The following is an 11,547-nucleotide window of genomic DNA, read 5'->3' as shown; positions in this document are numbered from 1 at the left end:
GCACGGCAGCAGGAGCAACAGCCATGAAGACGACATCCATGCATAAGCCGGTCCGACTCCTTTCCCTGACGTCCGCCGCGGTGGCGCTTGCCATGCTCACGGCCTGCGCCGCGCCCGGCCCGGCCTACGAGACGGCCCGCTATCCCTACCACCCCCATGCCCGCCCGGTGGCGCAGAACCCCTACGTCGACTACGGCCGCATCGCCAACATCGAGGTCGTGCGCAGCGAGACGCAGGGTGCCGGACCGTCGGGCGGCGGCGCGATCGCCGGCGGCCTGGTCGGCGGCGTGGTGGGCAACCAGTTCGGCGGCGGTGGCGGCCGCGCCGCCATGACGGCCCTGGGCCTGGTGGGCGGTGCGCTGCTGGGCAACCGCATCGAATCGAACAACAACGCGCCCCGCGTCTACGAGACCTACCGCATCTCGGTGCAGACCGACTACGGCGGCTACCGCGCCTTCGACGTGCCGACGCCCGGCGACCTGCGCACCGGCGACCGCGTGCGCATCGAGAACAACCAGCTCTCCAGGTACTGAGCGTCGCGTTTCCAAAGCAAAAAGCCGGGTTCGAGGACCCGGCTTTTTCGCGTCCGCCCGACCCGGTCAGTGCAGCAGGTCGTTGCCCGGCGCCTTAGGCGCGATGCTGAAGAAGCCCGTGCCGGCGGTGCCGCTGCCGATCTCGTCCTCGGTCGCCTCGCGCACCGAGCGCACCGTCAGGTCCAGGCGCAGCGCGATGCCCGCGAGCGGGTGGTTGCCGTCGAGCACGAGGTGGTCCGGATAGACCTCGCTGACGGTGTAGATCGCGTCGCGCGGGATGCCGGGGCTGGTGCCGGCGGGCAGGGCGGCGCCGTCGAATGTCATGCCTTCCTCGGTGCCTTCGGGGAAGAGGGCGCGGGGTTCCAGGAAGAGCAATTGGTCGTCGAAGTCGCCGAAGGCCTGTTCGGGCTCCAGCTGCAGTTGCACGCGGGCGCCGGGTTCATGGCCCTGCAGCACGGCCTCGATCGCGTCGAAGAGGTCGTCGCCGCCGACCAGGAATTCCACCGGCTCGTCGAGCACGTCCAGCACATCGCCCAGGGTGTCCTTGAGCGTCCAGGTCAGTCCGACCACGCATTGTTCAGAAATTTCCATTGCAGAATTCTCCCATGGACCCCACCCGACCCTCACCCCTGCTCGGCGGCCTCACGCCGGTGCAGTTCATGCGCCGTCACTGGCAGAAGAAGCCGCTGCTGGTGCGCCAGGCCGTGCCGCTGGACGGCCCGCCGGTGTCGCGCGCCGCGCTGTTCGACCTGGCCGCGCGCGAGGACGTCGAGTCGCGCCTGATCCGCCACGGCGCGACCGGCTGGACGTTGCGCCACGGCCCGTTCGCGCGCCGCGCCTTGCCTTCGCCGAAGCAGCCCGGCTGGACGCTGCTGGTGCAGGGCGTCGACCTGCACGACGACGCCGCGCACGCGCTGATGCGGCGCTTCCGCTTCCTGCCGGACGCCCGGCTCGACGACCTGATGATCAGCTATGCCGGCGACGGCGGCGGTGTGGGGGCGCATTTCGACAGCTACGACGTCTTCCTGCTGCAGGTGCAGGGCACCCGCCGCTGGTCCATCGGCCGCCAGCGCGACCTGAGCCTGCAACCGGACGTGCCGCTGAAGATCCTGCGCGACTTCGAGCCCGAGCAGACCTTCGACCTCGCACCCGGCGACATGCTCTACCTGCCGCCGCGCTATGCCCACGACGGCGTCGCGATCGGCGGCGACTGCATGACCTGCTCGATCGGCCTGCGCTCGCCGGCCGCCTCGGCACTGGGCGCCGACCTGCTCGCGCGCATCGCCGAGGCCGGCGCCGACGCCCTGCAGGACGAGCCGTCGCCCCGGCCCGTTCATTACCGCGATCCGGCGCAGGCCGCGGTCGATGCGCCGGCCGCCATGCCCGCCGCGCTGCAGGCCTTCGCGCGCGAGGCGGTGGAGGCGGCATTGCGCGACGCCGACGCCATCGACCGCGCGCTGGGCGAATCGATGACCGAGCCCAAGGGCAACGTGTGGTTCGAGCAGGGCGAAGCGCCCGACGCGCGACCCGGGCACGTCGCGCTCGACCGCCGCACGCGCATGCTCTACGACGCGCGCCACGTCTACATCAACGGCGAGAGCTTCCGCGCCGCCGGCCGCGACGCGACCCTGATGCGGCGCCTGGCCGACCGGCGCGAACTCGACGCGCGCGACCTGCGCGGCGCCAGCGAGGACGCCGTCGAGCTGCTGGGCGACTGGTGCGCCGCGGGATGGGCCCATGCCGGATGAGTCGGTGCCGTCTCTCGACGGACCGGCGGACGGGGCCCCGCCCGAAGGCCCGTTCGACGGCCGGCAGGCCTTCCACGCGCTGCTGCACGCGGCGCTCGAAGCGGCCGCGCGCGAGGGCTGGCGGCAGATCGTCTTCAGCGATCCGACGTTCGCCGACTGGCCGCTGGGCGAGCGCGCCACGGCAACAGCGTTGCAGGCCTGGTCGTCGAGCGGTCGTGCGCTGGTGATGCTGGCCGGCGATTTCGGGGTCTTCGAGCGCGAGCACGCGCGCTTCGTGCAGTGGCGCCGCACCTGGAGCCACATCGTCGAGTGCCACGCCTGCGGCGGCGCCGGCGCGCCGGCCGTCCCCAGCGCGATCTGGACGCCGGCGTGGTTCCTGCATCGCATCGACACCGAACGCGGCCGGGGCGTGAGCGGACGCGATCCGCAGCACCGGCGCATGCTGCGCGAGCGCATCGACGAGTGCCTGCGGCGTTCGCGGCCCGCGTTCCCGGCTTCGATCTTGGGTCTCTGATCGCCGGTCGAGGACGGCCGGACGGGCATTTGGATGACGGCGCGGAGGCGTCCAGGCCAACGCCGGCGTGATGTTTTGCCTTGACGATCACCCTAGAATTTATTTTCACGCTTCACTTCTAGGAGAAATGCACATGAACAAGACCGTCCTGATCGCCGCCCTGATGGCCGCCGCCGCCCTGACCGCCTGCGGCAAGAAAGAGGAAGCCGCTGCACCGACCGTCGTGACTCCGGCGCCCGCCGTGGTCGCGCCCAGCACCACCACGACGACCCCGGCCGATCCGATGGCACCCGCGGCCTCCGGCGCCAGCGGCAGCATGGGCATGAGCTCGCCGTCGCCGGCCGCCTCGTCGGCCCTGGACGCCGCCAACGCCGCCACCGACGCGGCACGCAACGCCGCATCGGCACCCAGGTAAGCATTTCTTCCGGGCGGCCCGTCACGGGGTCGCCGACGGGAAAAAGGCCGGATCGATTCGTCGATCCGGCCTTTCGTTTTCGAGGATGCGCGAACTCAGGTGCCTTCGTAGCGCGCGCCGGGCTCGCTGGCCTCGTCGAGTTCGCGGATCGATGCCGCATCCAGCGTCAGCTCGGCCGCGGCGACCAGGCCGCGCAGCTGGTCCAGAGAGGTCGCGCTGGCGATGGGGGCGGTGATCGCCGGGCGCGCCAACTGCCAGGCGAGCGCCACCTGGCCGATGGGCACGCCGTGCCGCCGCCCGACGATGTCGAGCGCGGCCAGGATGCGCAGGCCGCGCGGGTTGAGGTACTTCTTGGTCGTGCTCTCGCCGCGCGCGCTCTTGCCCGCGTCGGCGGCGGTGCGGTACTTGCCGGTCAGGAAGCCCGCCGCCAGGGCGTAGAAGTTGATGACGCCGACGCCGCGCGCGAGGCACAGCGGTTCGAGCGCGTCCTCGAACTCGCCGCGGTCGTAGAGGTTGTAGAGCGGCTGCAGACTCTCGTAGCGCGGCAGGCCCATGCGCTCGGCCACGTCCAGGGCCTCGGCCAGGCGCGGCGCCGTGTGGTTGGAGGCGCCGATGACGCGCACCTTGCCGGCCTTGATCAGGTCGGCGAAGGCGCCCAGCGTCTCCTCGAAGGGCGTGCCGGCATCGTCGTCGTGCGACTGGTAGAGGTCGATGTGGTCGGTCTGCAGGCGCCGGAGCGAGGCGTCGACGGCCTCGCGGACGTAGGCCGCGGACAGGCCCGACTTGCCCTCGCCCATCGGCTTGCCGACCTTGGTGGCGAGGACGACGCGGTTGCGCTTGCCGCTCTGGCGCAGCCATTTGCCGATGATCGTCTCGGACTCGCCGCCGGCGTGGCCCGGCACCCAGCGCGAGTAGACGTCGGCGGTGTCGACGAAGTTGAAGCCGGCGTCGAGCCAGGCGTCGAGCAGGCTGAACGACAGCGACTCGTCGACGGTCCAGCCGAAGACGTTGCCGCCGAAGGCCAACGGGGAGACCTGCAGGCCGGAGCGGCCGAGGGGACGGAGTTGCATGGGGAGTGTCCTTGGGTGGGTGGGTGGGTGGATGGATGGATCGATCGGATCGACGGAGCGAAAGGGCAGGAGGTCGGTCAGACGAAGCCGGCCGCGCCCAGCGCCGCGCCCACGCCCAGCAGCCACAGCAGGTGGATGCGCGTGCGCCAGACCACGAGCGCGGCGATGCCGGCCACCAGCCACAGGTGCCACGGCGGCGTGTCCGGTGCCCGGTTGCCCGCGGCCAGCACCCAGCCGGTGGCGATCAGCAGGCCGACGACGACCGGCGCCATGCCCTGCTTGAAGGCGCGCACGTCGCGCCGCGCGCGGTTGCGGTGGCCCCAGCGCGTGGCGAAGTAGGTGAGGGTGGTGCTCGGCAGCAGGATGCCCACCATCGTGAGCGACAGGCCCAGGAGGCCCAGCATCCACGCGTGCATCCCGGCGTCGATGCCGCCGCCCGCGTTGAGGCCGACGTTCCAGCCCATCAGCCCCACGAACAGCACGTTGGGCCCCGGCGCGGCCTGCGCGATGGCGACCGACGAGGTGAACTGCGCGTCGCTAAGCCAGCCGTGCTGCACGACCAGGTAGCGCTGCATGTCCGGCACGGTGGTGATGGCGCCGCTGATGGAGAGCATCGACAGCAGCAGGTACTGGCCGAAAAGCGCGAGCCAGTCGTGCCAGTGCATGACGATGGTCATGGTTCGATCTTCCGCCAGGTGGCCACGCAGGCGCCGATGCCGACGGTCAGCAGCACCCAGCCGAGCGGGACGCGCGCCAGGGCGATGGCGGCGAACACCGATGCGACGATGGCGAGGCAGACCGGGAAGCCCAGCGGGTTCCTGCGCAGCTGGGGAACCAGCTTGAAGCCCGTCGCGGCGATGACGCCGCCGGCGATGGCGCCCATGCCGCGCAGGGCACCGGCCACCCGCGGGTCGCCGGCGTGGTGGGCGTAGAGCACCGCCAGCACCATCACGACCAGCAGCGGCGCCGACAGCAGGCCCGCCACGGCCGCCGCCGCGCCGCGGATGCCGAAGTGGCGGTCGCCGATCATCACGGCGAGGTTGACGACGTTGGGCCCGGGCAGCACCTGCGCGACGGCCCAGTCCTCCAGGAACTCGTCGGGCGTGAGCCAGCGCTTCTTCTCCACGAGTTCGCGCTGCACCACGGCCAGCACGCCGCCGAAGCCCTGCAGCGCCAGCAGCGTGAACGAGACGAAGAGGTCGCCCGGGGAACTCGGGCGGGGCCGGTCGGACGCCGGGTCCGGCGGCAGGTCGTGTCCTGGAGCGGGCCGGGCCGCATCGGACGAAGGCGGAGGCGGGAGCGGGGAAACCGGTGGCATGGCCGACGATTATGGTTGCCGGGGCGCGATGCGGGGGTGCCTCGCGCGACGATCCCGCCGGGCGTGGCCGCCCCGGAGGGGCTCGGCGCGCGGCCCCAAGTCCCGACCTGGGCCGACATCGGGGGGCCCCGCGCAGCGGCGACACTCTCGTCCATGTCTTCGCGCGACCTCTTCGACCTCTTCAAGCAGGCCTTCCTCTCGTGGAAGAACGACTACGCCCCCAGCATGGGGGCCGCCCTGGCCTACTACACGATCTTCTCGGTGGCGCCGCTGCTGTTGATCGTGATCTCGGTGGCCGGGCTGGTGTTCGGCCGCGACGCGGCGCGCGGCGAGATCTTCGCCCAGCTCTCCGGCCTGATGGGGGCGCAGGGCGCGCTGGCCGTGCAGGGCATGCTGGAGGCCGTCAACAAGCCGATGGAGGGCATCGTCGCGACGGTGGTCGGGGTGTCGATCCTGGTGATCGGCGCGACGACGGTCTTCGGCGAGCTGCAGGACGCCATGGACCGCATCTGGCGCGCGCCGGCGCGCGACGACAGCAGCGGCGTCTGGAGCATCGTGCGCGTGCGGCTGCTGTCCTTCAGCATGGTGATGGGCATCGGCTTCCTGCTGATGGTGTCGCTCATCGCGAGCGCGGCGCTGGCGGCCCTGGGCAAGTGGTGGGCGCCGATGTTCGGCGGCTGGGCCACGCTGGCGCAGGCGGTGAACTTCGCCTTCAGCTTCGCGATGGTGACGGTCGTCTTCGCCATGATCTACAAGCTCATGCCGCGGGTGAAGGTCGAATGGCGCGACGTCTGGACCGGCGCGGCCGTCACGGCGCTGCTGTTCACGGTCGGCAAGCACCTCATCGGGCTCTACATCGGCAAGAGCAGCGTGGCCTCGGGCTACGGCGCGGCCGGCTCGCTGGTGGTGGTGCTGGTGTGGGTCTACTACTCGGCGCAGATCTTCCTGCTGGGGGCGGAGTTCACCTGGGTCTACGCGCAGAAATTCGGCTCCCTCAAGAACAAGCCGCAGGACGTGCCCGCGCCGGTGGGCGACGCCAGCCGCGGCACCCCGCCCGAACGCGGCGAACTTCCTTCCCCGACCTCATGAGCACCTCCGACGACACCCCGCCTTCGAACCCGCGCAACCAGGACATCACCTTCGCCCGCCGGGCGCTGGTGCTGCAGGGCGGCGGCGCCCTGGGGGCCTACCAGGCCGGCGTCTACGCCGGCGCGCACGAGCGCCACAAGGAGGTCGACTGGGTGGCCGGCGTGTCGATCGGCGCCATCAACGCCGCGCTGATCGCCGGCAACCCGCCGGAGCGCCGCATCGACCGGCTCAAGGAGTTCTGGTACCTCGTCTCCTCGGGCGCGCCGCAGCGGCTGCCGCCCTGGGCCGGGCCGCGCGAGTGGCAGAACCAGTTCAGCGCGACCTCGGCCGCGCTGCTGGGCATTCCCGGCTTCTTCGAGCCGCGCGTCACGCCGGCGCTGCTGCTCGGCGCCAAGGCGCCGGTGCTGAGCTACTGCGACACGACGCCGCTGCGCGGCACGCTGGAGCGGCTGGTCGACTTCGACCGCATCAACGACGGCGAGACGCGTTTCAGCGTCGGCGCGGTCAACGTGCGTACGGGCAACTCGGTCTATTTCGACAACACGACCCACCGCATCGGCCCCGAGCACATCATGGCCAGCGGGGCGCTGCCGCCGGGCTTCGCGCCGGTGCATATCGACGGCGAGGACTACTGGGACGGCGGCATCGTCTCCAACACGCCCTTGCAGTACGTGCTCGACACCCACCCGCGCGACGAGTCGCTGCTGGTGCTGCAGGTCGACCTCTTCAGCGCCCGCGGCCCCATGCCCCGCACGCTGGGCGAGACGCTGGAGCGGCAGAAGGACATCACCTATTCGAGCCGCACCCGCATGAACACCGACGTGCTCGCGGCCAACATGAACCTGCAGCAGGCCATCGCCGACCTGATGGCCAGGCTGCCCGAGCAGTTCCGCGACGATCCCAGCGTCGCCGCCGTGCGCGCCGAGTTGACGCACGAGCCGATCGAGATCGTCCACCTCATCTACCGCAACAAGCCCGAAGAGCTCGAATCCAAGGACTACGAGTTCTCGCGCGCCTCGGTCGAGGACCACTGGGACGCGGGGCTGCGCGACATCCGACACACGCTCGACCATCCGGAGCTGCTGCGCCAGGCCTCCGACGTCAATGGCGTGACCACCTTCGACCTGGGCGACCCGCAGTCGCGCCGCCTGCGCCATCCGATGCACGCGCCGGCCGTGGCGCACCGGGCGGCGCGCACGAAACGCTGACGGTCGCGGCGGGCATCATCCGGCGGTGCCGGCCGCGCTACGCTCGCCGGTCCGGCGTCCGGTCGCCACCGATTTCCCTCCTCACCACTTCCACCTCACTCAAGGAACATCCATGCAACTCAAGGACAAGGTCGCCTTCGTCACCGGCTCGGCCAGCGGCATCGGCAAGGAAATCGCGCTGCTCTACGCGAAGGAAGGCGCCAAGGTCGTCATCGCCGACCTCAACAAGGCCGCCGCCGACGCCACCGCCGCCGAGATCGCCGCCACCGGCGCGCAGGCCGTCGGCGTCGCGGTCGACGTGACCAGCGAGGAGCAGGTCGACGCCGCCGTCGAGGAGGCCGCCAGGGCCTTCGGCGGCATCGACATCCTGGTGAGCAACGCCGGCATCCAGATCGTGCATCCGGTGGAGGAATTCACCTTCGCCGAGTGGAAGAAGATGCTCGCCATCCACCTCGACGGCGCCTTCCTCACCACCAGGGCGTGCCTCAAGCACATGTACGCGCAGGGCCGCGGCGGCAGCGTGATCTACATGGGCTCGGTGCATTCGAAGGAGGCCTCGGTCATGAAGGCGCCCTACGTCACGGCCAAGCACGGCCTCATCGGCCTGTGCAAGACGGTCGCCAAGGAAGGCGCCAAGCACGGCGTGCGCGCCAACGTGATCTGCCCCGGCTTCGTGCGCACGCCGCTGGTGGAGAAGCAGATCCCCGAGCAGGCCCGCAACCTCGGCATCAGCGAGGAGGACGTCATCAAGAAGGTGATGCTCAAGGACAGCGTGGACGGCGAATTCACCACCACCGACGACGTCGCCCGCGTGGCGCTGCTGTTCGCGGCCTTCCCGACCAACGCGCTGACCGGCCAGTCGATGGTGGTGAGCCACGGCTGGTTCATGCAGTAGGACGGCCCGGGCGTTGTCCCCACGGGGCGACGGAAAGGGCGGAAAACCCTAAAATCCCGGGTTGCCCGTCACGGGCGCCACCCACAGGCGGATGCAGGTTTCCGCCCTCCATCACTTCCGCCGACCCCCCACCCACGATGAACGCCCCCGTCGACGTCTCCTTCTTCGCGCGCGCGGCCAAGCCGCTGACCAGCTATCGCAAGTACTGGGCGGCCCGCTTCGGCACCGCGAAATTCCTGCCGACCTCGCGCGAGGAGATGGCCGCGCTCGGCTGGGACAGCTGCGACATCATCGTGGTCACCGGCGACGCCTACGTCGACCACCCGAGCTTCGGCATGTCGGTCATCGGCCGCATGCTGGAGTCGCAGGGCTTCCGCGTCGGCATCATCGCGCAGCCCGACTGGCAGAGCGCCGATCCGTTCAAGGCGCTGGGCCGGCCGAACCTGTTCTTCGGCGTGACCTCGGGCAACATGGACTCGATGATCAACCGGTACACCGCCGACCGGAAGATCCGCAGCGACGACGCCTACACCCCCGGCGACGTCGGCGGCAAGCGCCCCGACCGCGCCGCCATCGTCTATTCGCAGCGTTGCCGCGAGGCCTGGAGCGACGTGCCGATCATCCTCGGCGGCATCGAGGGCAGCCTGCGCCGCATCGCCCACTACGACTACTGGTCGGACAAGGTGCGCCGCTCGATCGTGGTGGACGCCAAGTGCGACCTGCTGCTCTACGGCAACGCCGAGCGCGCCATCGTCGAGATCGCCCACCGCCTGGCCGCGCGCGAGCCGGTGCAGGAGATCACCGACGTGCGCGGCACCGCCTTCGTGCGCCGCGCCACGCCCGAGGGCTGGTTCGAGATCGATTCCACCAGCGTCGACGAGCTCGGCCGCGTCGAGGCGCACGTCAACCCCTACCTGATGGTGTCCGACCAGGCCAAGGCCAACGGCGCCACCTGCGCCAAGGAGGACGAGGCCCAGGCCGTCGCCAAGGCCGCCGAGGCGCGGGGATCGGCATCGGTCCAGGGGCAGGGCGCGGCGGCATTGCTCCCTCTCCCTCCGGGAGAGGGCAGGGGTGAGGGCGCGGCGCAGCCGCTGCGCTTCATGCCCAACCCCAACCTGCGCAGGAAGCCGGAGAGCCCTCACCCCGATCCTCTCCCTGCGGGACAGGCAGCCGCCCCGGGGCAGGGAGCCAGCGCCGATGCGATCGAAGTCGCCAAGCCCGTCTCCACCCGCATCAAGGTCCCGCCGCGCGATCGCTCCGTGATCCGCCTGCCGTCCTACGAGCAGGTGCGCGCCGACCCCATCCTCTACGCCCACGCCAACCGCGTGCTGCACCTCGAGACCAATCCCGGCAACGCCCGCTCCCTCGTGCAGGCGCACGGCGAGGGCGCCACCGCGCGCGACGTCTGGGTCAACCCGCCGCCCATCCCGCTGACCACGGCCGAGATGGACCACGTGTTCGACCTGCCCTACGCCCGCAGCCCGCACCCGCGCTATGCCGACGAGCACGGCGGCCACGACGGCGCGACCAAGATCCCGGCCTGGGAGATGATCCGCTTCTCCGTGAACATCATGCGCGGCTGCTTCGGCGGCTGCACCTTCTGCTCGATCACCGAGCACGAGGGCCGCATCATCCAGAGCCGCTCGGAGGACTCGATCATTAAGGAGGTCGAGGCCATCCGCGACAGCGTCACGGGCTTCACCGGCACCATCTCCGACCTCGGCGGACCGACCGCCAACATGTACCGCTTGGGCTGCAAGAGCCCGGAGATCGAGGCCGCTTGCCGCAAGCCCAGCTGCGTCTACCCCGGCATCTGCCCGAACCTGGGCACCAACCACGACCCGCTCATCAAGATCTACCGCCGCGCCCGCGCGCTGCGCGGCATCAAGAAGATCCTGATCGGCTCCGGCCTGCGTTACGACCTGGCCGTGCAGAGCCCGGAATACGTCAAGGAACTGGTGCAGCACCACGTCGGCGGCTACCTGAAGATCGCGCCCGAGCACACCGAGCAGGGCCCGCTCACCAAGATGATGAAGCCCGGCATCGGCAGCTACGACAAGTTCAAGCAGATGTTCGAGAAGTTCTCGGCCGAGGCGGGCAAGAAGCAGTACCTGATCCCGTACTTCATCGCCGCCCACCCCGGCACCAGCGACGAGGACATGATGAACCTCGCCATCTGGCTGAAGAAGAACGGCTTCCGCGCCGACCAGGTGCAGACCTTCTACCCGAGCCCGATGGCCACGGCGACGGCCATGTACCACAGCAACCGCAACCCGCTGCGCAAGATCACGCGCACCAGCGAGACGGTGGACATCGTGCGCGGCGACAAGCGCCGCCGCCTGCACAAGGCCTTCCTGCGCTACCACGACGCCAACAACTGGCCGCTGCTGCGCGAGGCGCTCAAGGCCATGGGCCGCGCCGACCTGATCGGCAACGGCAAGCACCACCTGATTCCGACCTGGCAGCCATTGACCGACGGCAGCTATACCAGCGCGCGCCGGAAGAACTCGTCGGGCGGCGCGGGCGAGAAAGCCGGCGCCACGCCCGTCAATTCGCCCACCAAGGGCCGCCTGCTGACGCAGCACACCGGCCTGCCGCCGCGCGACAACGGATCGGGCCGGCAGGGCGCCGGATCGACCGGTGGCGGCCTGGCGCGCTCGAACGTCGCGCCGGGCTCGTCGGCCGCCTCCGGCCAGCGCCCCAAGCCGATGCCGGCCCGGCCGATCCGCAAGGGTCGCTGATCCGGTCCGGTGCGCC

At 70.7% G+C, this 11,547-nt stretch carries 12 protein-coding genes; 8 read left to right on the top strand and 4 right to left on the bottom strand.

All coding sequences use genetic code 11. From position 1 onward, the window contains the following. Positions 1-23: 23 nt before the first annotated feature. Positions 24-533, top strand: coding sequence for a glycine zipper 2TM domain-containing protein (locus ABID77_RS04510; RefSeq protein WP_429591480.1), 510 nt, complete (start codon positions 24-26; stop codon positions 531-533). Between the two features lie 66 nt (positions 534-599). On the opposite strand, the gene ABID77_RS04505 is transcribed toward ABID77_RS04510, so the two are convergent. Next, positions 600-1,124 (bottom strand): FKBP-type peptidyl-prolyl cis-trans isomerase, encoded by a 525-nt coding sequence (locus ABID77_RS04505; protein WP_429591477.1) that lies wholly within the window; start codon positions 1,122-1,124, stop codon positions 600-602. A 14-nt stretch (positions 1,125-1,138) separates the two neighbouring features. Between ABID77_RS04505 and ABID77_RS04500 the strand changes: the two genes are divergently transcribed. From ABID77_RS04500 to ABID77_RS04490, 3 genes are all read left to right on the top strand, one after another. Further along, a complete protein-coding gene (locus ABID77_RS04500) occupies positions 1,139-2,281 on the top strand; it encodes a JmjC domain-containing protein (RefSeq protein ID WP_429591474.1) in 1,143 nt (380 codons plus the stop codon). Positions 2,282-2,285: 4 nt separating this feature from the next. Then, on the top strand, positions 2,286-2,795 hold the full coding sequence (locus tag ABID77_RS04495) for a hypothetical protein (RefSeq protein ID WP_429591471.1): 510 nt from the start codon (positions 2,286-2,288) through the stop codon (positions 2,793-2,795). 133 nt (positions 2,796-2,928) lie between these two features. Then, positions 2,929-3,210 (top strand): hypothetical protein, encoded by a 282-nt coding sequence (locus ABID77_RS04490; RefSeq protein WP_429591468.1) that lies wholly within the window; start codon positions 2,929-2,931, stop codon positions 3,208-3,210. A 95-nt stretch (positions 3,211-3,305) separates the two neighbouring features. Here the strand turns inward: ABID77_RS04490 and ABID77_RS04485 are convergent, their stop codons facing one another. From ABID77_RS04485 to ABID77_RS04475, 3 genes are all read right to left on the bottom strand, one after another. Next, complete coding sequence (locus ABID77_RS04485; RefSeq protein ID WP_429591465.1) at positions 3,306-4,280, bottom strand: aldo/keto reductase; 975 nt, start codon at positions 4,278-4,280, stop codon at positions 3,306-3,308. 77 nt (positions 4,281-4,357) lie between these two features. Then, complete coding sequence (locus ABID77_RS04480) at positions 4,358-4,957, bottom strand: chromate transporter (protein ID WP_429591462.1); 600 nt, start codon at positions 4,955-4,957, stop codon at positions 4,358-4,360. Further along, positions 4,954-5,598 (bottom strand): chromate transporter, encoded by a 645-nt coding sequence (locus tag ABID77_RS04475; protein ID WP_429591460.1) that lies wholly within the window; start codon positions 5,596-5,598, stop codon positions 4,954-4,956. The genes ABID77_RS04480 and ABID77_RS04475 overlap by 4 nt, the downstream gene beginning before the upstream one ends. A gap of 153 nt (positions 5,599-5,751) precedes the next feature. Here ABID77_RS04475 and ABID77_RS04470 point away from each other — a divergent pair, with 153 nt between their 5' ends. The 4 genes from ABID77_RS04470 to ABID77_RS04455 all read left to right on the top strand — a co-directional run bounded on the left by ABID77_RS04470 (position 5,752) and on the right by ABID77_RS04455 (position 11,531). Continuing rightward, positions 5,752-6,687 carry a YihY/virulence factor BrkB family protein gene (locus ABID77_RS04470; RefSeq protein WP_429591457.1) on the top strand — a complete coding sequence of 312 codons (936 nt, stop codon included), beginning with the start codon at positions 5,752-5,754 and terminating at the stop codon, positions 6,685-6,687. Next, entirely contained in the window at positions 6,684-7,895 is a 1,212-nt protein-coding gene (locus ABID77_RS04465) for a patatin-like phospholipase family protein (protein ID WP_429591455.1), read from the top strand. The genes ABID77_RS04470 and ABID77_RS04465 overlap by 4 nt, the downstream gene beginning before the upstream one ends. A gap of 112 nt (positions 7,896-8,007) precedes the next feature. Next, positions 8,008-8,790 carry a 3-hydroxybutyrate dehydrogenase gene (locus tag ABID77_RS04460; protein ID WP_429591452.1) on the top strand — a complete coding sequence of 261 codons (783 nt, stop codon included), beginning with the start codon at positions 8,008-8,010 and terminating at the stop codon, positions 8,788-8,790. Between the two features lie 137 nt (positions 8,791-8,927). Further along, positions 8,928-11,531: a YgiQ family radical SAM protein gene (locus tag ABID77_RS04455; RefSeq protein ID WP_429591450.1), complete on the top strand. Its 2,604-nt coding sequence runs from the start codon at positions 8,928-8,930 to the stop codon at positions 11,529-11,531. The last annotated feature ends 16 nt before the right edge of the window (positions 11,532-11,547 follow it).

It is taken from the genome of Variovorax sp. PvP013 (assembly GCF_050435945.1).
Lineage (GTDB): Bacteria > Pseudomonadota > Gammaproteobacteria > Burkholderiales > Burkholderiaceae_C > Variovorax.
This window is presented reverse-complemented; position numbering and strand designations above follow the sequence as displayed.